The sequence below is a fragment of the Bradyrhizobium sp. WCU1 genome, assembly GCF_053474805.1.
Genome location: NZ_CM130280.1, coordinates 2,216,710 through 2,239,314, shown reverse-complemented (window position 1 = coordinate 2,239,314; position 22,605 = coordinate 2,216,710). Strand labels below are relative to the sequence as shown.

Below are 22,605 nucleotides of genomic sequence, written 5' to 3'. Positions count from 1 at the left end.
GCTGGTGGATGTTAATTTTGGTAGAATCTACCGAACAGGAGCTGCGCTATGGTTGAAGATCAGGATGAAAGAATCCTCGCCGAACTGCAGAAGGACGGCCGCGCCACCAACCAGCAGCTTGCCGAAACCGTGGGCATGTCGACCTCGGCGTGCTGGCGCCGGGTCCGCGCGCTGGAAGAGTCCGGCGTCATCTCGGGCTATTCGGCGCTGGTGGCGCGCGAGCGCGCCGGCTTTGCGACCTCGGCGATCCTGCACGTCTCGCTGGAGCGGCACGACGTCAAGTTCGTCGACGAGTTCGTCGCGCGGGTGACGCAGCGCCGCGAGGTGCTGGAATGCTTCGCGACCACAGGCGATGCCGACTATCATCTGCGCGTCGTCGTGCGCGACATGGACGCCTACAACAGATTCTTGGACGAATTCATGTTCCGGATCCCCGGCATCCGCCACGTGCGCACCAATGTGATTCTGAAGGAGATCAAGACCGGCGTGGCGCTGCCGTTTTAGCTCGTCGTTCGTGGTACGCGTCTCTCTCCCACGTCATTCCGGGGCGTGCGAAGCCCCGGCTCGACCGGGCGCCGCATGCGCGGGTGATGACGCCGCGTGTTTGGCACGTGATTCGAAAACAAACTCAGTGTCGTCCCGGCGAAGGCCCTAGGGCATGCACAGATCTCTGAGGGACCATCCAGCGGCTGCGGCGTGGAAGTATTGCAGGCCGTGTTTCATAGTGATGGGGCCCGGCGGTTTGGACGATGGATAGCCGTCCCAGCCGCCGAGCCGGCCGATAATCCAGGCGGCCCAAGCGAGGCTGTCAGGCGGGTGCGGGTTTCTCAGCCGCTTGCTTTGGGCTTCGAGGTTGCGATTGAGGGCGGCAAGTGTAGCGACTTCCCCAGCATTGAAGGCAATTCGGACAGACTGGTTGTCGCGACCATCGCGCGCCTGCACAAGCTGAAGGGAGATGACTGCCGCCTTGGCCGCGATCGCGACCAGCTTGAGAAGCCGCTCGGCGGTCCCGATCTGACTGTCTTCGAGCTTGAGGCCTTGTGTCTTCAAGATGCGGAAGAACTGCTCGATCAGCCACCGCCGCTTGTACCATTCGATAATGCGCCAGGCCTCTTCTGCATTCGTCACCGGATGCGTGGTGAGCAGCCGCCAGTGCAGCGGCTCGATCCCGGCCTGCGGCTCGATCTCGCGCACATCGACCAGGATCAAGGGTAGGCTTTTCGGCAGATGGCGCAGGAACTTGGTTTGCGGTCGGGCCAGTTCGACGGCGCCGAAGCGCAGATCGAGAAGCGCAGCCCGCTCAGGCCGTTGTGCTCGCGCAGGCAATACGATGGTCCGTTGTTCGATGCTGGTCATGGCCTCGCTGGCCGCATACAGGCCACAGCCATCCGCCAGCTTGCGATCATGCATGCTCCGGGCAATGACGTGGAACTGGTGTTCTGCGGCGCAGGCGTAGAGCGCGAAGATGTCGCTCTCGCGGTCGCCCAGCATGGTCACCATCGCAGCCTTCGCCAACAGCGGCTTGGCTGCCAGAGCGGTCGCGATCCAGCGTTGCGATTCTTTGTCCTTCAGATCGCGATTGTCGTGCGAGACGGTGCGGCGGCCCTGGCGGGTCCAGATCTCGCCGTGCAACAGGCCAAGGCAGCAGCCGCTTTCCGCGTCTGCGGCCAGCATCGGGTGCAGCAACACCCCGCGGGTGTTGCCATGACCGATCTCGCCCAAGCCACGCCGGTTTTGTGCCTTGGTGGCAAAATTGATCTCGCTGGTATCCTGGATCGCCAGCACATGGCGGCCTTCGGCCGCCATTACCGTACCATCGCTCCAGCTTTCGATTATCCGCGTCGTCGTCACCTTGGCATTGCCGAGAAAGCGGTTGAAGCGCACCTCCCGGGCACGCATGCCTCCTGCCAGCCGTCGCAGGCAGACATCCTTGCCCGCGACCATGCATTCGACGAGCGCCGCCCCCCTTTATCGAGGCGGAGATCCCCGAACCGACCTAATGACCAGTCAATTTGCGCCAGCATGTCGACACCTCCGCCAAAGCCGAAGTGCCGCAATATGAATCACACGAAATACCGATTCGGGAATCCCCACCCAACTAGATGTGTGCATGCCCTAGGGCGAAGGCCGGGACCCATTGCCACGAATGCGGATTATAGCACGACGTCGTGGCCACAGCATGCTTCAGCAACTCGACCTGTGGTTATGGGTTCTGGCTTTCGCCAGGACGACACCGATGATGAGGCGCGCCGGCGAGACCAACCGCCTCACACCTTCTCCTTCACGAACCTGTTCCGCAGCGTCCCGATGCCGGTGATGTCGATCTCGACCACGTCGCCGTCCTTCAAATCCGGCGAGGCGCCGTCGGTGCCCATCCAGATCACGTCGCCGGGCGACAGCGTGAAGTATTTCGAAAGCTCGACCAGGAAGGGCACGATGCCGAAGATCATGTCGTTGGTGCGGAAGCGGCCGGTCTCCTTGCCGTTGACGCGGATCGCGGTTTCCATGCGGTCGAGATCGACATCGGTCTCGATCCACGGGCCCATCGGCTTGAAGGTGTCGGCGTTCTTGGACCGCCACAGCCCGCGGTCGGCCTTCTGCCAGCTGCGCTCGGAGACGTCGTTGCCGATGGTGTAGCCGAACACGCAGTCCATCGCATTGGCTTCGGTGAGGTGTTTTGCCGTCTTGCCGATCACGACGACGAGCTCGCCCTCGTAATGGATCTTCTCAGTCGCGCTCGCCGGGATCACGACGTTCTCGTCGTGGGCGATCAGCGCGTTCTGCGCGCGGTAGCCGATCTCGGGACGATCGGGCACGTTCGGCACCGTACCGGCCTTGTCGGCGGCTTCCTTGAGGTGCTTCAGATAGTTCAGCCCGACGCAGTAGAAGGTGCGCGGGATCAGCGGCAGCTCGATCTTGACGTCCTTCAGGGTGTGGGTCTTCGCCGTCTTGCTCCATTCGCCGAATGGATCGCCGTCGACGGTGGTGACGGTGTCGCCCTCGACGAGGCCCCAAGAAGGAGTGCTTGCGGTGTTGCCCGCGGCAGTGAATTTCAGCCAGCGCATGATGATGTCCCTCTATTCCGCAGCCTGCGCGCGGATCTTCCAGGCGCCCGCGGCCGGGCGCTTGAGCCCGAGATTCTCGCGCAGCGTCGTGCCGGCGTAGTCCTTGTGGAACAGCCCGCGCTTCTGCAGTTCGGGCACCACGTGGTCGACGAAGTCGGCATAGGAGCCCGGCACATAGCTTGCCGCGACGACGAAGCCGTCACAGCCGCGGCCTGTGAACATCTCCTCCAGCCGGTCGGCGATCTCCTTCGGGCCGCCGACCATCGCGTCCTGCACCTGGCCGCGGCCGGAGAACGTGATGAAGTCGCGGGTCGAGGGATTGGTCTTGCCGGAGGTGCGCAGCACGCCGTCGCGGATGCCGAGCATGCCTTGCATGCCCTGCAACTCATCTGTGGTCAGCGGTTCGTCGATCCCCTTGGCGCCGAAATCGAAGTTGAGGCCTTCGGCGAGCAGCGACAGCGCGTCGATCTCGAGCGGCAGCTTCTGGATCACCGCCATCCGGTCCTCGGCCTCGGCCTTGGTCGCGCCGGTGACCGGCGTGATCAGGTTGCAGAGGAATATCTGGTCGGGATCGCGGCCGGCCTTGGCGGCTTCGCCCCGGATCGCGTCATAGCCCTGCTTGGCGTTGGCAAGGTTGCGCGCCGCGGTGAAGATCACCTCGCCCCAGCGTCCGGCGAAGCGCTGGCCGCGGCCGGAGGCGCCGGCCTGGATCACGACCGGATGGCCCTGTGCCGAGCGCGGCACCGTGAATGGCCCGCGCGAGGTGAAGAACGGTCCCTTGTGGTCGAGCCGCTTCACCTTGCTCGGATCGGCGAAGCGGCCGCTCGTCTTGTCGATCACCAGCGAGCCGTCTTCCCAGGCGTCCCAATGGCCGAGCACCACCTCCATGAACTCGTCGGCGCGGTCGTAGCGGTGATCGTGCTCGAGATGCTGCTCGCGGCCCATGTTGAGCGCTTCGCCGTCATTGACCGACGTCACCACATTCCAGGCGGCGCGGCCACCTGTCATCAAATCGAGCGTGGCAAAGCGGCGGGCGACGTCGAACGGCTCGAAATAGGTGGTGGACGCGGTCGAGGCGAGGCCGAGCTTGGTGGTGACCATGCCCATCGCGGTCAGCACCACGATCGGGTCCATCTTCACGCAGCGGATGCCGTATTCGACGGTGTGGGCGTGATCGTTGCCGTAGCGGTCGGGCATCGCCAGGCGATCGTCGAAGAACGCCATGTGGAATTTGCCGCGCTCCAGGATGCGCGCGATTTCCTGGTAGTAGTCCGCGGACATCGAGTCATCGCGCGACTCGGGGTGGCGCCAGGAGCCTGGCAGGTTGGTGCAGTTCTGCGCCTGCAAAAAGCCAACCAGCGCCATTTGCCGTGTCATGTCGTTCTCCTGTGCTCGGATGGTTCAGCGAAGATCGAGCTGGTCGGTCAGCTTGTAGTCGGCGGCGAGCGCCTTCAGCTTGTCCCAGGTCGCGTCCTCGATCTCGATGCCGTTCTTGCGCCGCTCGACTTCGCGCAGATGTTCGATCTCGCCCGGATAGAACACGCCGCGGCTGCCTTCCGAGGGCGGCGTCGACTTCAAATAGCGGGCGAAGTCGGCGACCTCGCGTCTGAAATCCTTGAGCGGGCGGAACGCGGCGACGTTAAAGACAGCCATGAAGCAACCGTCATTGTGCCGGCCGGTCGGCTCGACGCCGAAGCCGAGCCCGGTCAACAGGCCGCACAGCACCTCGACCATCGCGGCAAGGCCGCTTCCCTTGTAGCCTTCGCTGCCGCCGAGCGGCAGCAGCGCACCGCCCTTGCGATAATCCCTGGGGTCGGTGGTGTCGCGCCCCTCGGCATCGATGATCCAGCCCTTCGGGATTGGCTCGCCGCGCGCCACTGCGAGCTGGATCTTGCCGGCGGCGACCGCCGAGGTCGCCATGTCCAGATAGAACGGCGCCTCGAGATCGGACGGCACCGCGATCGAGAGCGGGTTGGTGCCGAGCCGCGCCTCGCGGCCGCCGAACGGCGCGACATGCTTCGGCGAGCGGCCGGAATCGGCGGCCGCGATCCCGATCATGCCCTCGCGCATCGCCATCAGCGGATAGTGCGCCAGCCGCCCGACATGGCTTTGCCGGAACACGGTGCAGGCCGCGACATTGGCGGTCTTCGCCTTGTTGATGGTCATCTCCATCGCCTTGGCGTTGACGTGGAAGCCAAAACCCCAATGACCGTCGATCACGGTCGTGGTCGGCGTCTCCTGCACCACGGTCCATTTCGCGCCGGGGACGATATGGCCGGCCTTGATGCGGTCGATATAGGTCGGGATCGCGATCACGCCGTGGGAGTCATGGCCGGCGAGGTTGGCGTTGACGCAGCCGGAGGCGACTGCGCTTGCCTCCTCCTCCGATGCGCCGGCGCCCTTCAGCAGCGCCGCGCCGATGCGCGTGAGACGGTCGGCCTGGACGATCGGCATGGGATTTTCCTCGCGGTCGGCCCGCGTGATGCGCGGGTCTTGCTTGCTGTTGTCGGCGTCATGCTGTCAAAGCGCCGAGGTGCGAGCAAGCGCAGAAAATCCGATCCGCCATACCGCAAGCAGGGTGCTCCGGGTCCGGATTTCACCGGGTGGAACGGGCGCGGTCGCGGTGCGGAATTTGGCTGCCCGGCCGGCGCCGGCAGGGCGGCAATCCACTCCCCGCAAGCCTCCGCCTCAGGCTGGCACACCAGCGTCCGTAATATCCCGGGAAACCGCCTCCGGCGTTCGTCAGCCGTTTACTTTGTCTCACAACTTGCCGGATACACTAACCATCACTTAGGCCTCTCGCGGGCAATGTTCCGCCCCGGATTGAAGGGGGTGGCCGCGGGGCCTTCAGGAATCGTGCAGTCGAGCATCGGGCGTACATTCGCGGCGTTGAATGCCACCAACGAAGCGATCCTGTACGCGAAATCACCAGAAGAACTGTACGGAAAGGTCTGCGAAGCCGCGTTCTCGAGCGGGAGCTTCCTGGCCGCGACCGTGTTTTTGCTTGAGCCGGATACCGGTCTGCTGAGATTCGCAGCCGGTTGCGGCGACGATGTCGCGCGTCTGCGCAGCATCAGGATCTCCGCGCTCGCCAACACTCCGGAAGGAGAGGGCGTCGCCGGCCGCGCGTTCCGCGAGCAGGCGGCCTGCGTCAGCAACGACTACGTCAACGATGCCCGTTCGACGGCCTGGCGCAGCGGTGTCGCGGCTGCCGGTGTCGGTGCGGCGGCCGCCATCCCGCTGGTCTGCAACGGGCGCAGCGTCGGCGTCTTCATGGTGACGCGCCGCGAGGTCGACTCGCTCGGCGCGGAGATCGTGTCGCTGCTGGAGCGCATGGCCGCGAACGTGTCCTTTGCGCTCGACAATTTCGACCATGAGGCGTCGCGCAAGAGCGGTGAGCGGGCGATGCGCCGGCTCAACCGCATGTTCGGTGCCATCAGCGCCACCAACGAAGCCATCCTTCGCGCCAAGACTGAGCACGATCTCTACCAGAGGGTTTGCGACGCGGCGGTGTTCAGCGGCAAATCCTTCGCCACGGTGGTGCTGCTCGCCGAGCCCGATACGCACTGGCTCGAGCCCGTCGCCGGCACCGGCGAGGCGATCGACCTGATCACGCAGACGCGTTTCTCGACCGATCCGGACAATGTCTACGGCAAGGGCATCTGCGGCGAGGCGTTCCGAACCCAGCGGCCGTGCGTCGAGCACGACATTCCGATATCGACGAGCCAGTCGCAGGCGCCGGTGCGCGGCAGTGGTCTGATGGCCTGCGTTGCGCTGCCGCTCACCCGGTTCGGCAAGAGCATCGGCGTCCTGATCTTCTTCACCGGCAATTCCTGGGCGCGTGACGAAGAGATCATCGCGCTGCTGGCGGGGATCGCCGAAAATGTCTCGGTTGCGCTCGACAATTTCGGCCGTGCCACCGAGAAGGCCAAGGCCGATGCCGAGCGCGAGCGGCTGTCGCGGATGTTCGCGGCGCTGAGCGCGACCAACGAGGCGATCATGCGCGCGCGCTCGCGGCTCGAGATGTTCGAGTTGGTCTGCGCCGCGGCCGCGCATGGCGGCGGGTTCAATTCCACCAGCATCCTGATCGCGAAACCCGGTGACGATTTCATGGAGATGATGGCGGTCGCGGGTCCGACCGCCGAGAACGCACGCCGCCTCAACGTCTCACGCAGCGAGGCGCGGCCGGAAGGGTGCGGCGTCTGCGGCAGAGCGTTACGTTCCCGCCGCGCCTGCATCAACAACGATTTCATGGGCGACGTGGCCGACAGCCCGTTCCGCGAAATCATCGACCGCGAGGACGCGCGATCGGGCGCCGCATTTCCGCTGATCGTCGACGACGAGCCGGTCGGCGTGATGCTGTTCATCTCCGCCAAGCGCAACACCTTCTCGGCCGAATTTGCCGAGCTCCTGCAACGGCTCGCCGACAACGTCTCCTATGCTCTCGGCAGCTTCGATCGCGCCGACGAGAAGGCGCGCACCGAGGAGCAGAAGGAACGGCTGCGGCGGATGTTCGCGGCGCTGAGCGCGACCAACGAGGCGATCATGCGGGCGAAATCCCGCAGCGAGCTGTTCGATCTGGTTTGCGATGCGGCGGCGGTCGGCGGCCAGTTCATCTCGGCCACGATCCGCCTGGTGCGTCCCGGCGAGGCCTTCTTGGATAACGTGGCGGCTTCCGGGCCCGACCGGGTCCGGGCCCGCGAGGTCCAGTTGTCGGCCGACGCGACGCGTCCGGAAGGACAGACGCTGACCGGGGTTGCGATCCGCACCCGCCGGCCCTGCATCAGCAACGATTATCTCAGCGACTTCGGCCCCGAATCGCATGTCTATCCGATCGTTCGCGACAGCGGCAGCAAGTCCGGCGCGGCGCTGCCGCTGCTCAAGGACGGCGAGGCGATCGGCGCACTGGTGTTTCTCTCCAGCGAATTCGGCACCTTCAGCCCGGAGATGATGGCGCTGCTGCAGCGGCTCGCCGAGAACGTGTCGTTCGCGCTCGCCAATTTCGACCGGGCCGACGAAAAGGCGCGGGCCGACGAGCAGAAGGAGCGGCTGTCGCGGATGTTCGCGGCGCTGAGCGCGACCAATGAGGCGATCATGCGGGCGAAGTCCCGCGCCGAGCTCTATCAGCTGGTCTGCGAGGCGGCCGCGACCGGCGGCAAATTCACCTCGACCACCATCGCGCTGGCGCAGCCCGGCAGCGACTATCTGCGGATCGTCGCCATCGCAGGCCCGGCAGCCGGCGGAGCGAGCCAGGTGACGCTCTCGATCAGCGAGGCGCACCCGGAGGGCCGCGGCGCCTGCGGCAGGGCATTCCGGTCGGGCAAGGCCTGCATCATCAACGACTATTTTGCCGATACCGAGACCACCGCTTTCCACGAACGGGCCCGCCTCGACGGAACCAAGTCCGGCGCCTCGTTCCCGCTGACCGTCAGCGGGCGGGCGGTCGGCGTCATGATCTTCGTCGCGACCGAGAAGGACACGTTCACGCCGGAGTTTGCCGAGCTGCTGCAGCGGCTCGCCGACAATCTGGCGTTCGCGCTGGAGAGCTTCGATCGCGCCGACGAGAAGCACAAGGCCGAGGAGCGGATCGAATACCTTGCCTCGCACGACAGCCTGACCAATCTGCCGAACCGCGAGACGTTCAACGAGATGCTGCGTCACGCGATTTCGACGGCGGATCGGCATCGCCGGCAGCTCGCGGTGCTGTTCATCGATCTCGACCGCTTCAAGGTGATCAACGACTCGCTCGGGCACGACGCCGGCGACATGCTGTTGGTGGCGATCGCCGAACGGCTGCGCGGGTCGTTGCGCGCGAGCGACGTGGTCGCGCGGCTCGGCGGCGACGAGTTCGTGGTGATCCTGGAGGAGACCGCCGAGCGGGGCGACGTCGAGCGCATCGCCGGCGATCTTCTGGTCGCACTCAGCCAGCCGATGCAGCTCAGCGGGCACGAATGCCATACTACAGCCTCGATCGGGATCGCGATGTATCCGACCGATGGCTCCGACGTGCAGACGCTGACCAAGAACGCCGACATGGCGATGTATCTCGCGAAGGAAGACGGCAAGAACGGCTTTCGCTTCTTCTCCAACGAGGTCAGGGCGCAGTCGATCGAGCGCCTGACCATGGAGAGTGCGCTGCGCCGCGCGCTGGAGCGCGAGCAGTTCTCGCTCGACTATCAGCCCAAGGTCGACATGGCGAGCGGTGAGATCAGCGGCGTCGAAGCGCTGCTGCGCTGGACCCATCCCGAGCTCGGCAAGGTGTCGCCGGGGCAGTTCATTCCGCTCGCCGAGGAGATCGGGCTGATCGTGCCGATCGGCCGCTGGGTGCTGAAGGAAGCCTGCGCACAGAACATGGCGTGGCAGCACCGCGGCCTCAAGGCGGTGACCATGGCGGTCAACCTGTCGCCGCGGCAGTTCGGCGACCCGCATCTGCTCGACGACATCGACGAGGCGCTGGCGGCGAGCGGCATGTCGCCGGCGCTGCTGCAGCTCGAGGTTACCGAGAGCATGGTGATGCGCAACGTGACGCGCGCGGTCCGGGTGCTGGATGCGATCCAGAACCGCGGCATTCGCCTCGCGATCGACGATTTCGGCACCGGCTATTCGTCGATGTCGCTGATGAAGCAGTTCCCGATCGACACCATCAAGATCGATCGTTCCTTCGTGCGCGACCTGCCGGATGATTCCGAGGACGTCGCGATCGCGCAGGCGATCATCTCGATGGGCAAGGCGCTCGGCATGACGATCGTGGCCGAAGGCGTCGAGACCTCCGAGCAGCGGGAGTTCCTGCGCGCGCATGCCTGCGATGAGATGCAGGGCTTCCTGTTCAGCCGGCCGCTGCCGCCGCGCGATCTCGCCGAGCTGTTGAAGGCATCGCCGGTGCTGACGTCGCCGCCGTTGCAGCCGTCGCTGGACGGTGAGGCGATCGACGAGGCCGGGTCGGATCTAGGGCGGAAACGCGCTGTCGTCTGACGGCTGTATCGGCAGGTCGCGGACGTCGGAATCGGTGGATGCGACCTTGCGCGAGAAATCGTAGGGCCAGGGCAACACGGTCTGGCCGGCCAGCGTCCGGCGCAGCACGCGAGTCCCGTCGGCAAAGCTCGCGCCCTCAGGCAGGCGGAGTTTGTGGCACTGGTTGGATGGCAGCGGGCCGGCGGCGTCGCGCAGCTCGAACGCCGGTCCCCACCACCACGCCGGCGCCGGCGGCCGTTCCGGCTCCGGGATTGCGCGCCAGCGCGCGAACTCGTCGGCGATGCGGGCAAATTGCAGCTTGGCAGCGGGATGCATCAGAGGCCCTTCCACAGGGTCGCGATGATAGCATTGCCGCGACCCCGCGCAACGCGGCTGTCGGCTACTTCTCCTCCACTTCGGTCGCGGTCGCCGGACCTTCGCCCATGATCAGCAGCACGGCATCCTCGTCCTTGGCGCCGTCCCAGTGCACCTGCTTGCCGAAATGGGTGACGAAGCTTCCGGCCGGCATCGCCACGGTACCGTGATCGGGATCGAACTTCGGACCCGAGCCCACCCACCAGGTGCCCTTCAGCACGACGATGTAGCGATCGTTGGGGTGGAAGTGCGGACGGCTGAAGTGATTGCCCTTGGTCCATTTGGTGTAGACCATGTAGAAGCCGGGCTTCGAGGGATCCCCGACCACGACGGCATTCTGCGCGCCGCGCGCGTCGACCGGGCTCCAGGGAATCTGGTCCGGCAGCTTGTAGGTGACGGCGGCCGGATTGAGCTCGGCCGCGAAGCTCACGCTCAGCATGCCGGCAAAGACCAGCGGGATCATCAGGTATCGCCAGGACCGGTTCGACGCCGTCATCGTATGCTCCCAGATCAATTGGCTCGGGCAACTGCTGCGCCCGTATGTCGCATGATGCTAATCGCGCCCGCTTGCGCCGGGCAAGTCGTGCCCACGCATGTCTGACCTCAAAATTGCGGCATCGGTCCGTGACACAACGCAGTTGCAACATCAAAAACGCATTTACGCCGCTGCAGACAATGATAGGTTGCGCGCCAACCAAAAGACGGGAGGATAACCTTGAAGAAGCATCTGTCGTTGCTTGCGGCGGGACTCGTGATCGGCGCGGGCGCGCTGCAATTCTCTACCACCGCATCGGGGGACGACGGCTGGGTCACGCTGCTCGACAGTTCCAAGAAGGGCGACTGGGACGAGGTCGGCAAGGCCAATTGGGCCATGAAGGACGGCGCGCTGGTCGCCGACAAGCTCGACGGCAAGGATCTCTCCTATCTCGTCAGCAAGACGCAGTACAAGGACTTCCAGATCCGGGCCGAGTTCTGGACCGACGAGGACGCCAACAGCGGCGTGTTCATCCGCTGCGAAGGCAACAAGGTGATCGATTCCAAGGTCTGCTACGAGGTTAACATCTTCGACAAGCGGCCGGACCCGACCTACGGCACCGGTGCGATCGTCGATGTCGGCAAAGTCGATCCGATGCCGAAGGCGGCCGGCAAGTGGAACGTCTACGAGATCACGGCGCAGGGACCGCATTTCGTCGTGACGCTGAACGGCCAGAAGACCGTCGACGCGCAGGATTCCAAGCACGCCAGCGGCTACATCGCGCTTCAATACGGTTCGGGCGTGGTCAAGTTCCGCAAGGTGCAGATCAAGCCGCTCTGACGAAACAAGGCCGAGAGGAGCCCGGTCGCGACGCGACCGGGCTTGGTGTTGGCGAGCCACAGCGCCGGGATATAAGTCAGCCGCCGGATGCCGTTGAGGCCGGCCCATTCGTGCTGGATCAAGACAACCTTGCTGCCGCGCAGCCGGGCAAGCAGCAGCGCGAGCAGCGGCCGCGCGATCACGCGCTTCCAGGCCACGATCGGGAAATTGCACGCCACGTTGTCGGCGGTCCGGGTCAGGGTTAACGCCGCGCACGCGCCGGGTTCGAGCTTCTCGATCGTCTCCTGCAGCAGGCGCGTGAATTGCCCTGCGCCGAGAAACAGCGCGCGCTATCGGGGCTTTTCACTCATCGTGCTCAGCGGGGCTTGGCGAGACGGGGTCCGGAGACGTCGCGGTTAGCCATATCGGCGAGACATTAGGTTCGGTAACCCCGCGCGCGCACGCGGCGGCACCGTTCTTGCCAATCCCTGCTCAAGAGCTGCCGGCTCGTCCCGGAACGGGACATCGGATGAAGCGAAACGGCGCAGCCGCCAGGAGCGCGAGCATGACGACGGGCAAGATCTTCACCAATTGGGATGACAACCATTCCAGGCTCTGGAGCCGTCAACCGATCCGGCTCGAGCACACCATTCACAAGCAGCCGGCGTTCTCGATGGACGATCTCGCCAAGCTGATCGAGCATCATCCGCGCGAGCATTACAGCCTGGTCACGACCGGCGCCAAGGGATCGAGCCGCGTCTGGCGCGAGGGCGAGATCGGCAAGCTGCGCGGCCATCAGGTGATCGAGGCGATTTCGCGCGGCGGCCTGTGGCTGAACCTGCGCAACGTCACCGCGATCGACCGCCGCTACCGCGACATGATCGAGCGAATGTTCGGCGAGATCGCGGCCAAGGTTCCCGGGTTCGACGCGCCGACCCATCAGGCCGACATCCTGATTTCGTCGCCCGATGCGCAGGTCTATTACCACGCCGATCTGCCGGGGCAGGGTCTGGTCCAGATCGCCGGCCGCAAGCGCGTCTACATCTATCCCAACACGCAGCCGTTTATCCGGCCCGAGCATCTCGAGAACATTGCGCTGTTCGGCGTCGAGGTCGATATCCCCTACGAGCCTTGGTACGACTGGCATGCGCAGGTGATCGATCTCGAGCCGGGACAGATGCTGAGCTGGCCGCTCAATGCGCCACACCGCGTCGAGAACCTCGACACGGTCAACATCTCGATGGCGATCTCGTATGTCAACGACGACATCCGCCGTGCCCAGATCCTGCATCTCGCCAACGGCATGCTGCGTCATCGCTTCGGCTACGCGCCGCGCAGCCGGAGCATCCGCGGTCCGGTCTTCTTCGCCAAGCAGGTGATGCAGAAGCTGCTGCGCGCCGGCAGGTGGGTGAAGCACGAATGCGCTGTGCGGCGTGCGATCGACTTCCGCCTCGACGAGAGCGATCTCGGCAAGATCATCGACCTGCCCAAGGCGGCGTTGGTGGCAGCGTAAGCGAACTTGCCGGTTGCGGGTGCTGGAATGACAGTGTTGACGACAGCGGTTGAGAAATTCGGAGCGCAGGTCGCTTCGTACGCGGTCGGCTATCGCGTCGAACTGGTTTTCGATTGGGCGCAGGCCGCCGCCCGCTGGGGCGCGTTCGAGCCGCTCACCGCGTTCCAGCATCCGCAATGGTATGCGTCGTGGTACCGGGCGTTCGCGTCGACCGACGGCGTCGAGCCGCTGATCGCCGTCGTCAGCGATGCCGCGACCGGCGAGCGGGCTGCGCTGCTGCCGCTGATCCGCCGCCGGCAGGGGGGCCTCGGCATCGTCGAATTCGCCGACCTCAACCTCACCGATTTCAACGCGCCATTGCTCGGCCCGGCGGCGCCGCGCGACGAGGTCGCCGCATGGCAGTTCTGGCGCGATCTGCAGGCCGCGCTGCGCAATTCGCATGGCGGGGCCGATCTCATTCGTTTTCGCAAGATGCCGGTCAGGCTCGCGACGCGATCCAATCCGCTGGCGCTGCTCGACGGCATCGGACCGTCGGTCGTCAACGGCAATCTGTTGACCATCGGCGATGACCACAACGCCTGGCGTCACGAGTTGAGCCGCAAGGTTCGCAAGGAGTTGGGGCGGAGCTGGCGCGTGTTCACGCGTGAGCGGTCCGCCGTCTTCAGGGTCGCCGCGGATACCGACGAGGCGCTGGACCTGCTGTCCGTCACCGAAGTGCAGCAGGGCACGCGGCTGAATAGTCTCGGGCTCAATTACGCGCTCGGCAATGCGGACTGCGCCGCGTTCTATCGCGACCTCGTCCGCGAAGGCGCCGGTCGGGGCTTTGCGGTCATGACCGCGCTTGCGACGCGGGATGAAGTGGTGGCGACGCTGCTCGGTATCCGCATCGGCTCGCGTTACGTCATGCTCCGGATCAGCAATGCGGGCGAGAAATGGGCGGCATGTTCGCCGGGCCGGTTGATCATCGACCGCACCATCGCAGCGCTGCACAAGGACGGCGTGCGCGAGTTCGATTTCTCGATCGGCAATTACAGCTACAAGCGGCGGTTCGGACCGCAGCGCACGCCGCTGGTCGATCTTGGTGCCGCCCTGAGCTGGCGCGGGCAGCCTTACGCGCTGCGCGACCGCGCCGTGCTGGCGCTGCGTCATTATCCAAAGCTGTCGACGCGGCTGAAGCAGGCGCTGGGCAAGGCGACGCCGTCGCGCGAGGACGACTAGGCCGCTGCTCTCATCGCGCTTCAGGCCGCTCTGACGATGCCCGGCCGGCCCCGGCGCGCATTCCAGCGCGGCACGGTCCCAGTTCGCGTTGATGGCTGCTGCCTCATAGCTCGATTGCAGGAACTCGAGCAGCGTCTGGTCCGGGTCTGCGGCCAGCCGCACCGCGTCGTAGGGCAGGATGAATTCGCCCAGTGCCTCGCTGAAGAATGCAGCCTCGGGTCGCACCGGCATGCTGCGATAGCCCGCGGGTTCCGGGTAGGCGTAGGAATAGAATGCGGGATAATCGATCGCGCCGCCGCCCGGCCAGAAGCCGGCGCTGCTGACCTCGTGCGAATAGGCCTCGTGCGCCACCGCGTCGGGCAGATGCGGCACGCCGCCGGGATGCTGCGGTGCCCTGCGGCCGGAGAAGCGCGTCACCGCAAGATCAAAGCTGCCCCAGAAGAAATGCACCGGGCTCGCCTTGCCGAGAAAGCCGGTCCGGAATTGCTTGAATACGCGATCGCAGTTCACCAGGATTTGGTGAAACCTGCGCACCGCATCCGCGTCATACGATGCGTGCTGCGTATCCTTCGAAAACGGGATCGGGTCGGCGACTTCGTTCGGTATCTCGTCAATGGCGACGTCGATTCCGAGGTCTTTCAGATTGGTCATGATCGCCGCGTGGAAGCTCGCGACCGATTGACCGGCCAGCGCGAATTGCCGCTCGGTGCCGTCGCTGGTCGAGATGCGGAGCGTGTGATCGATGAAATCGAAGTCGATCTGGAACGTGCGGTCGCCGTCGGGGATCGGCGAGGTCGTCAGCCCGCGCGCCGTGACGTAGAGCGTGACGTGCCAGGAGTGATTGAGCCAGGGCGACTTCGTCAGCCGGATCTTGCCGGCGATCTGGGTGAAGAGCTGCAGCATCGCGCAGCTGTCGCGCCACGCCGCGATTGGCAGGTCAGGCCAGCTGGTCTTCTGTGTGTTGGTCATCGCAAACCTCAGGGCTGTGCCGACAGGAGGCCCTGCGGCATATCACGAAAATGGCGCAAATGATCCCGGGAACCGCCGCGTCCAGCAAAACAGTCAGGGCGGCAATCGCCAGGGAGTGCCGCCCCATTGCATGATCATTCAGCCGGGTGCGAAACCCAACGGTAAAGCTTAGCCGTGAAGCTCAGCCGTGAAGTTTCCTGGCAGCCTCCGCGATCGCGCGGCCCTGATAGCGTGCGCCGGCGAGTTCATTCTCGCTCGGCTGGCGGCTGCCGTCGCCGCCGGTGATCGTCGTGGCGCCATAGGGCGCGCCGCCGGTGACCTCGTCGAGCTTCATCTGTCCGGCAAAGCCGTAGTTGAGGCCGACCACGGTCATGCCGAAATGCAGCAGGTTGGTGATGATCGAGAACAGCGTGGTCTCCTGGCCGCCATGCTGGGTCGCGCTCGAGGTGAAGGCGCCGCCGACCTTGCCGTTCAGCGCGCCCCTGGCCCAGAGCCCGCCGGCCTGGTCGAGGAAGTTGGCCATCTGCGAAGCCATGCGGCCGAACCGGGTGCCGGTGCCGACGATGATCGCATCGTAATTGGCGAGGTCGTCAATCTTGGCGATCGGCGCGGCCTGGTCGAGCTTGTAATACGACGCCTTGGCGACTTCGGCGGGCACCAGCTCGGGCACGCGCTTGATGTCGACGGTAGCGCCGGCTTCGCGTGCGCCTTCCGCAACGGCATTCGCCATTGCTTCGATGTGACCGTAAGCGGAGTAATAGAGAACGAGGACCTTGGCCATGATGGCCTCCTTTGGGTTGCTAGTGGGAGATGTTTCGGAGGGGGAGCATGCGCGGACGTCTGTCCGCGCATGCAGGGTGAGAGTGATTATGCCGCGTCGACCAGGACGAGCTCGGCATCCTCAAGCGCGGTGATCTTCAGAGTGGCTTCATCGCGGATCGCGGCTCCGTCGCGCGCATTGACGCGCACGCCGTTGACCTCGATGCTGCCGGCCGCCGGCACCAGATAAAGGTGACGGGCCTTGTCGGCGGCGTATTCGGCGCTTTCGCCGGCCTTCAGCGTGGTGGCGAGCACCCGCGCATTGGCCCGGATCGGCAGCGCATCATCGTCGCCTTCGATACCGGAGGCGATGGTGACGAGCTTGCCGGAGCGGTTCGCCTTCGGGAACGGCTTCGATCCCCAGGTCGGCTGACCGCCTTGCGTCGTCGGCTCGATCCAGATCTGGAAGATCTTGGTCTTCGACGGCTCCAGATTGTATTCGGAGTGACGGATGCCGCTGCCTGCGCTCATCACCTGCACGTCGCCGGCTTCGGTGCGTCCCTTGTTGCCGAGCGAGTCCTGATGCGTGATCGCGCCTTCGCGAACATAGGTGATGATCTCCATGTTGGCGTGCGGATGCGCCGGGAAGCCGGAATTGGGCGCGATCTCGTCGTCGTTCCACACCCGCAGCGCGCCGTGGCTGACATTGGCGGGATCGTAGTAGCTCGCAAACGAGAAGTGGTGCTTGGCCTTCAGCCAGCCGTGGTCGGCGCCGCCCAGCTTTGCGAATGGTTTCAGTTCGATCATGGTTTGCTCCGTTCGATGCGTTGGTTTCGATCTCGTTGGCCCCTTGGATATGCCCCCGGCTGTGGTATAGAAATAGAAACTATTGAAACTCATTGTTTCCAAATTGAATGATCGGGGCCGCTGCCATGTCGAAACTGCCGGACTTCGAGGCGCTCGCGATCTTCGCAAAAGTCGTGGAATTGCGGTCGTTTGCGGCCGCCGCGACCGAGCTGTCGCTGTCCAAGGCGACGGTGTCGAAGGCGGTCTCCAGGCTTGAGGAGCGGCTCGGCGCGCGGCTGTTCAACCGCACCTCGCGGCGGCTGGCGCTGACCGATGCCGGCCAGAAATTGTCGGAGCGCGCGGCACGGCTGCTTGCCGACGGCGAGGCCGCGGAGAACGAGGCGCTGGCGCAATCGACCACGCCGCGTGGCCTGGTGAGGCTCGCGGTGCCGATGAGCTTCGGCATCAAGACGGTGGCGCCGCTGCTGCCGGAATTCATGGAGGCCTATCCGGAGGTCGCGATCGACCTGCATCTGAGCGACGCGACCGTCGACCTGATCGGCGAGGGCTTCGATGCCGGACTGCGCATTGCGCGGCTGCCGGATTCCTCGCTGATCGCGCGGCGGCTGTGCGGCATGCCGCGCTACACGGTGGCCGCGCCCTCCTACCTGAAGCGCTACGGGCGGCCGACCCATCCGATGCATCTCGCCGAGCACAAATGTTTCGGTTACGCCTATCTCTCGACCCAGGGCGTCTGGCAATACACCAACGCGGCGGGCGAGCAGGCAAGCGTCCGTCCGGCCGGCCAGTTGCGCGTCAACAACGGCGAAGCCGTGATACCCGCGCTGCTCGCCGGCCTCGGTATCGCCGATCTGCCCGATTTCATCGTCGGCGACGCGATCGCACGTGGCGAGGTCGAGGTGATCCTGAAAGGCTGGAAGCAGCCCGAGGGCGCGGTGCATCTCGTCACCCCGCCCGGCGGCCCGCGGCCCGCCCGCGTCGAAGTGCTCGCGGATTTCCTCGCCAAGCATTTTGCAAAGGGCCGCGCTCAGCGGAAGTAGAGGGCGGCGCACAGCGGAATCATCAAGTCGCGCGCAGGCTGAAGGCCGCACGACCCGTCACATTCGTGTCATCCCTTTTAAATTGTATAAGTTCTGTGAACTAACCCATGATCGTGACCCGACGCGATCGTCTATTTCTGCGTCCTGAACCGGTGTTGCCGCAAAGAGCATTTTCGGAGGAGCCAGATGATTGATCTGACCAAGCACGATTTCACGTCATTGTCGGTGAAGGACCTGCTCGATGCCCGCGAGGCCTATCACGTTCATCTGGCCCATCTGCAATCGGTCTATGCGACGGCGATCGGCCGCTATCTGATCCGGGACAGCGACCGTAACGCGACGGAACGGCGGCACCATTCCAAGCCGCAGGCGCTCGGACCGCGCACGCTGTTCAATTCGTCGGTCAAGGACTGGTCGTGGCCCTGCATCCTCGTCTTCGTGCGGGACTGGATGAAGCGCTCCGAGCTGAAGAACCATCCGGAGAAGCAGGACCAGCTGGTGCCGCCGTTCCTGTATTTGCCTGACGGTCGTGTCGTGCCGACCTGTGTCGTCAAGGTCGATCCGAACGAGCGCAGCCCCGGCGTCGTCGATCCGCCGGTGTTCAAGAGCGATCTGGTCGGCGGCGGCTTTCCGGTCCAGACCATGATCCAGGGCAAGATCCATCGCGGCTCGATCGGCTGTCTCGTCACCAATGGCGAGACCGTGTTTGCCCTCTCCAACCGCCACGTGGTCGGCGCGGCCGGACGCGAGATCTTCGCCGGTTTCAAGAACACCGACCGGCGTCTCGGCGTCAGCGACACGCTGCAGCTCGGCAAGCGCGCCTTCTGCGAGGTCTATCCCGGCTGGCCCGGCTCGCGCGTGGTGGCCAATCTCGATGCCGGATTGATCCGTGTCGACGACGTCAAGGGCTGGACCGCGCAGATCTACGGCGTCGGCCAGGTCGGCGACGTCGTCGATCTCAACGTCGGCACCTTCCGCCTCGACATCATCGACCAGCCGCTGATTGCGTTCGGCGCAATCAGCGGCGTGATGAAGGGCAAGATCCTTGGCCTGTTCTATCGCTACAAGACCGTCGGCGGCCTGGAATATGTCAGCGATTTCGTGATCGGCCCGCGTGATGGCGACACGCCGCTCAACAACTATCCCGGCGATTCCGGCACGGTGTGGTTTCTCGACGATCACGATGCGCCGAAAAATGCGAGCGGCGCGCGCATCCTCAATCCCCTGGCGCTCGAATGGGGCGGCCAGGAATTGTTCGGATCGGGCGGTAAGGTCCCGATGCAGGTCGCGCTCGGCATCTGCATGTCGACGCTGTGCCGCGAGCTCGATGTCGAACTGATCGGCGACTGGAACGCCGGCCACACCGAGTATTGGGGCGAATGGGGACACGTCAAGATCGGCGCCTACGCGACTGGTTTGATCGCTGCAAAGCTGCCCAAGCTCGCGGCCATGATGGACGCCAATTCCGACAATATCGGCCTCGACGACAAGCTGCTTGCCGACCTCAAGCCGTATCAGCACGGCACGTTCGCGCCGCTGGCCGATGTCGCCGACCTGGTCTGGCGCTTCACCCGGCACACCGACGAGAGCAACCATTTCGCCGACATGGACAAGCCGGGCAAGGACGGCAAGACGCTGCTCGACCTCTGCGCCGAATCGACGCGCAACGTCGATCCGAAGGTCTGGAACGACTATTACGACGGGATCGGCGAGGACCGGCGCGGCGCGCTGCCGTTCCGGGTCTGGCAGATCTTCGACGAGATGGTCGAGTATGCCGCCGCCAACAAGAAGCTGGAATTCGTCTGCGCCGCGGGCATCGTTGCGCACTACATCGGCGATGCCTGCCAGCCGCTGCACATCTCGCAGTTCCACCACGGTCTCGATCCGAACGACAAGAAGCACGCCAAGGTCCACAGCGTGTACGAGACCACGATGATCGGCCGTCACGGCAAGGATCTCATCAAGATGATCCCCGACGCCAAAACCGCCGATGTCGCGGAGATTGCTCCGGGTGCAACGCCCACCGGCCGCGACGCTGCGGTCGCCGTGGTCGCGCTGATGCAGCGCACCGTGAAGCGGCTGCCGCCGATGACGATCGTCAACCTGTTCAATTCCCATATGGGCAGCGGCCAGGTCGACGCGATGTGGTCGAAGCTGAAGGATGCCACGGCGGCCTGCATGCAGGACGGTGCCAAGACGCTTGCGAGAGTCTGGGAAGCGGCCTGGCGCGCCGGTGCGGGCGAAGATCGCGGGCAGGGCGGCAAGTTCGACCAGGGCAGCCTGAGCAAGCTCTACAACGATCCGAGCTTCCTGCCGGCGTATCCGCTCCAGCAGCTCACGCTGGATGCCGACGATCACATCGTGCCGGTCGGTGGCGGCGGAGCGCGGCGCCGGAATGCGACGTCGGCGCGACCTGCGCGCCCGTCAGCCGCGAAGAAGGCAGCCAAGAAGGCTGCCAAAAACACGGCCAGGAATACGGCGAGGAGAACAGCCAAGAAGGCTGTGGCGCGCAAGCGTCCGGCTGCGGCTACTCCGGTCCGCCGCGCAGCCGCCAGCAAGAAGACCGCGACCAAGCACGGCGCAACCAGGAAGCGGTCGATCGCAAAGACACGCAAGGCGTCGCGCAAGCACTAGGATCTGCCGCTAGCGACGGCCGATGTCGTAGCAGCGTCGAAGGTGATCGAGGCCTTCGACGCCGCAGCTCGTTCGCAAGCATGTGGCTGCGCGGAAGATCTCAAAATTCGTTGCAGACGACAGCGCGCTTGATCGCGGCGGTGAAGAAGGTCGGTAAGGTCGAATCGGGAACCTCAACCCGTTGGCCTTCACATTTAGTTGTCCGCAACGTCGTTCCTTGCAACGATCCTTGGCCGCATTCATTTGCCAGCCTGAAGCAAATCGCCGCGCGGAACCCCGCGCGTGCGCGGATCAGATCGAACTCAAATCGAACAAGGGCACCGGGCATGCAGACGCAGCGGATTGTTCTGAGCATGGCGATCGCGATCGGCGGCCTTGGCGCTGCGGCGCCTGCGTCGTCGCAGGAGTATCGCGGAACCTGGGAACAGCAGATGGCGTGCACGCCGGATGTGTGGCGGCTCTGTGGCGACCAGATTCCCGACACCAACCGGATCGTCGCCTGCCTGCGGCAGAACACGCCGCAACTCTCGAGCGGCTGTCGCGCTGTATTCGAGTCCAATGCCAGCGCGCAGCAGCCGCAAACCCAGGGGCGCGCATTGCAGCATCCGGAGATGCAGCAACGGCCGCGCACGCCGCAGCCGATCCAGCCGGCTCCGGCCGCACCGCCGCGGCCCGCGCCCGATGATGAGGACTAACCCCTAAGGCCTTACTTCGCAGACATCGACCCATTCAGCCGCGGTCAGCTCCGCCATCCTGTCGGGCGTGATCCGCACCGCGCTGTGGGTCGAGCCCGCGGCCGGCACCACGACGTCGAATGCCTTCAGCGAGACATCGCAATAGACCGGCAGCGGCGTCTTCAGGCCGAACGGGCAGACGCCGCCGACCTCGTGGCCGGTAATGTCAGCGACTTCGTCGACGCCGAGCATCTTCGGCTTGCCGCCGAAAGCTGCCTTCACCTTCTTGTTGTCCATCCGCGACGTCCCGGCGGCGACGATCAGCACCACGCGATCGCCGACCCGCAGGCTCAGCGTCTTGGCGATCCGCGCCGGCTCGACGCCATAGGCCTCCGCGGCCAGCGCGACGGTCGCGGAGCTCACGGCGGATTCGATCACGGAGATATCGGGCGCTTTCTCGGCGAAGAAGGCGCGCACAGACTCGAGGCTCATTCTATTAGGACCTTGCAGACACCAGGGCAGGAAGTTCGGAGAGACCGTGGATCCGGTGATCGGGCACGACGCCGAGCTCGTCCATCTGGGTACGCAACGCCCAAAACATCGTCAATGGGGCGACCGTCTCGCTCTCGACACAGGCCAGCGCCATCGATTCCGGCGTCACCCGCTCGATCCAGGCGACACTGAGTCCAAACGCCTTGGCACCGCAAGCGTCCCACGGATTGGACGAAATGAACAAGACCTCCGCCGGCGGCACATTCAACACCTCCTCGATCAGGGTGTAGGCCTCCGGCGCCGGCTTGAACACCTTGTGGGCATCGACGCTGATGGTCGCATCGAGCAGGCGGTCGAGCCCTGAATTGCGCACCAGCGCGTTCAGCATGTCGGGGCTGCCGTTGGAGAGGATCGCGAGCTTCTTGTCCTTCATCGCCTCGAGCGCGGCGAGGGCATCCGGATACAGCGCCAGATGCTGATACTTGTCGATGATGCGGGAGAAGGTCGCTTCGTCATATTGCAGGCCGAGGCAGCGCAGCGTGTAGGCGAGCGAGTCGCGCGTCGCCGTGGCAAAGTCCTGGTAGCGCCGCATCAGCGAGCGCAGCCAGGAATATTCGAGCTGCTTGATGCGCCAGATTTGGGTGATGATGTCGCCATAGCCGGGGAACGCATCCTCGGTGACATCGGCGACCGACTGCACGTCGTAGAGCGTGCCATAGGCGTCGAAGACGATTGCCTTGATGCTCATTGTCGTTACCCCTTCGTCCCGACCGCCGCGCGATCGGGACGCCGAGGGCGCGGTGCAGGGACCGCC

At 64.9% G+C, this 22,605-nt stretch carries 19 protein-coding genes and 1 pseudogene; 8 read left to right on the top strand and 12 right to left on the bottom strand.

What is annotated here, in order from left to right:
* The first annotated feature begins 48 nt into the window (after positions 1-48).
* Positions 49-504, top strand: a complete 456-nt coding sequence (locus ACTUWL_RS10250; protein WP_021078394.1) for an Lrp/AsnC family transcriptional regulator — start codon at positions 49-51, stop codon at positions 502-504.
* 147 nt (positions 505-651) lie between these two features.
* Here the strand turns inward: ACTUWL_RS10250 and ACTUWL_RS10245 are convergent, their stop codons facing one another.
* The 4 genes from ACTUWL_RS10245 to ACTUWL_RS10230 all read right to left on the bottom strand — a co-directional run bounded on the left by ACTUWL_RS10245 (position 652) and on the right by ACTUWL_RS10230 (position 5,519).
* Positions 652-1,944 carry an IS4 family transposase gene (locus tag ACTUWL_RS10245; protein ID WP_110201936.1) on the bottom strand — a complete coding sequence of 431 codons (1,293 nt, stop codon included), beginning with the start codon at positions 1,942-1,944 and terminating at the stop codon, positions 652-654.
* Positions 1,945-2,267: 323 nt separating this feature from the next.
* The gene (locus tag ACTUWL_RS10240) at positions 2,268-3,065 is read right to left on the bottom strand and encodes a fumarylacetoacetate hydrolase family protein (protein WP_021081014.1); all 798 of its coding nucleotides are present in this window, start codon (positions 3,063-3,065) and stop codon (positions 2,268-2,270) included.
* A gap of 12 nt (positions 3,066-3,077) precedes the next feature.
* On the bottom strand, positions 3,078-4,442 hold the full coding sequence (locus ACTUWL_RS10235; protein ID WP_021081013.1) for an LLM class flavin-dependent oxidoreductase: 1,365 nt from the start codon (positions 4,440-4,442) through the stop codon (positions 3,078-3,080).
* Positions 4,443-4,466: 24 nt separating this feature from the next.
* Positions 4,467-5,519 (bottom strand): Ldh family oxidoreductase, encoded by a 1,053-nt coding sequence (locus tag ACTUWL_RS10230; RefSeq protein ID WP_021081012.1) that lies wholly within the window; start codon positions 5,517-5,519, stop codon positions 4,467-4,469.
* Positions 5,520-5,921: 402 nt separating this feature from the next.
* Here ACTUWL_RS10230 and ACTUWL_RS10225 point away from each other — a divergent pair, with 402 nt between their 5' ends.
* Complete coding sequence (locus tag ACTUWL_RS10225) at positions 5,922-10,037, top strand: bifunctional diguanylate cyclase/phosphodiesterase (RefSeq protein WP_035652664.1); 4,116 nt, start codon at positions 5,922-5,924, stop codon at positions 10,035-10,037.
* Here ACTUWL_RS10225 and ACTUWL_RS10220 read toward each other — a convergent pair.
* Together ACTUWL_RS10220 and ACTUWL_RS10215 are read right to left on the bottom strand one after the other, a co-directional pair.
* Entirely contained in the window at positions 10,011-10,352 is a 342-nt protein-coding gene (locus tag ACTUWL_RS10220) for a hypothetical protein (RefSeq protein WP_021081010.1), read from the bottom strand. The two genes, ACTUWL_RS10225 and ACTUWL_RS10220, sit on opposite strands and share 27 nt — an antisense overlap.
* A gap of 64 nt (positions 10,353-10,416) precedes the next feature.
* On the bottom strand, positions 10,417-10,887 hold the full coding sequence (locus ACTUWL_RS10215; protein WP_021081009.1) for a cupin domain-containing protein: 471 nt from the start codon (positions 10,885-10,887) through the stop codon (positions 10,417-10,419).
* 219 nt (positions 10,888-11,106) lie between these two features.
* Here ACTUWL_RS10215 and ACTUWL_RS10210 point away from each other — a divergent pair, with 219 nt between their 5' ends.
* On the top strand, positions 11,107-11,706 hold the full coding sequence (locus tag ACTUWL_RS10210) for a 3-keto-disaccharide hydrolase (RefSeq protein WP_021081008.1): 600 nt from the start codon (positions 11,107-11,109) through the stop codon (positions 11,704-11,706).
* Here the strand turns inward: ACTUWL_RS10210 and ACTUWL_RS10205 are convergent.
* The gene (locus ACTUWL_RS10205; RefSeq protein ID WP_021081007.1) at positions 11,652-11,924 is read right to left on the bottom strand and encodes a hypothetical protein; all 273 of its coding nucleotides are present in this window, start codon (positions 11,922-11,924) and stop codon (positions 11,652-11,654) included. The two genes, ACTUWL_RS10210 and ACTUWL_RS10205, sit on opposite strands and share 55 nt — an antisense overlap.
* 326 nt (positions 11,925-12,250) lie before the next feature.
* Here ACTUWL_RS10205 and ACTUWL_RS10200 point away from each other — a divergent pair, with 326 nt between their 5' ends.
* Together ACTUWL_RS10200 and ACTUWL_RS10195 are read left to right on the top strand one after the other, a co-directional pair.
* Positions 12,251-13,198: a cupin-like domain-containing protein gene (locus ACTUWL_RS10200; RefSeq protein ID WP_021081006.1), complete on the top strand. Its 948-nt coding sequence runs from the start codon at positions 12,251-12,253 to the stop codon at positions 13,196-13,198.
* A 36-nt stretch (positions 13,199-13,234) separates the two neighbouring features.
* Positions 13,235-14,416 carry a GNAT family N-acetyltransferase gene (locus ACTUWL_RS10195; protein WP_158267729.1) on the top strand — a complete coding sequence of 394 codons (1,182 nt, stop codon included), beginning with the start codon at positions 13,235-13,237 and terminating at the stop codon, positions 14,414-14,416.
* A gap of 117 nt (positions 14,417-14,533) precedes the next feature.
* Here the strand turns inward: ACTUWL_RS10195 and ACTUWL_RS10190 are convergent.
* The 3 genes and pseudogenes from ACTUWL_RS10190 to ACTUWL_RS10180 form a co-directional block, all read right to left on the bottom strand.
* Positions 14,534-15,319 (bottom strand): annotated as a pseudogene (locus ACTUWL_RS10190) (DUF5996 family protein); the annotation flags it as partial.
* Between the two features lie 247 nt (positions 15,320-15,566).
* On the bottom strand, positions 15,567-16,166 hold the full coding sequence (gene wrbA / locus ACTUWL_RS10185; RefSeq protein WP_021081003.1) for an NAD(P)H:quinone oxidoreductase: 600 nt from the start codon (positions 16,164-16,166) through the stop codon (positions 15,567-15,569).
* 86 nt (positions 16,167-16,252) lie between these two features.
* On the bottom strand, positions 16,253-16,951 hold the full coding sequence (locus tag ACTUWL_RS10180) for a pirin family protein (protein WP_021081002.1): 699 nt from the start codon (positions 16,949-16,951) through the stop codon (positions 16,253-16,255).
* A 125-nt stretch (positions 16,952-17,076) separates the two neighbouring features.
* Here ACTUWL_RS10180 and ACTUWL_RS10175 point away from each other — a divergent pair, with 125 nt between their 5' ends.
* The 3 genes from ACTUWL_RS10175 (at position 17,077) to ACTUWL_RS10165 (ending at position 21,320) form a co-directional block, all read left to right on the top strand.
* Positions 17,077-17,991: a LysR family transcriptional regulator gene (locus ACTUWL_RS10175; RefSeq protein WP_021081001.1), complete on the top strand. Its 915-nt coding sequence runs from the start codon at positions 17,077-17,079 to the stop codon at positions 17,989-17,991.
* A gap of 186 nt (positions 17,992-18,177) precedes the next feature.
* On the top strand, positions 18,178-20,625 hold the full coding sequence (locus tag ACTUWL_RS10170; protein WP_021081000.1) for a hypothetical protein: 2,448 nt from the start codon (positions 18,178-18,180) through the stop codon (positions 20,623-20,625).
* A 326-nt stretch (positions 20,626-20,951) separates the two neighbouring features.
* Complete coding sequence (locus tag ACTUWL_RS10165) at positions 20,952-21,320, top strand: hypothetical protein (protein WP_021080999.1); 369 nt, start codon at positions 20,952-20,954, stop codon at positions 21,318-21,320.
* 3 nt (positions 21,321-21,323) lie between these two features.
* Here the strand turns inward: ACTUWL_RS10165 and ACTUWL_RS10160 are convergent, their stop codons facing one another.
* Both ACTUWL_RS10160 and ACTUWL_RS10155 read right to left on the bottom strand, forming a co-directional pair.
* Positions 21,324-21,791, bottom strand: a complete 468-nt coding sequence (locus ACTUWL_RS10160) for a YbaK/EbsC family protein (protein ID WP_021080998.1) — start codon at positions 21,789-21,791, stop codon at positions 21,324-21,326.
* Between the two features lie 4 nt (positions 21,792-21,795).
* Positions 21,796-22,539 carry a haloacid dehalogenase type II gene (locus ACTUWL_RS10155; protein WP_021080997.1) on the bottom strand — a complete coding sequence of 248 codons (744 nt, stop codon included), beginning with the start codon at positions 22,537-22,539 and terminating at the stop codon, positions 21,796-21,798.
* Positions 22,540-22,605: the final 66 nt, after the last annotated feature.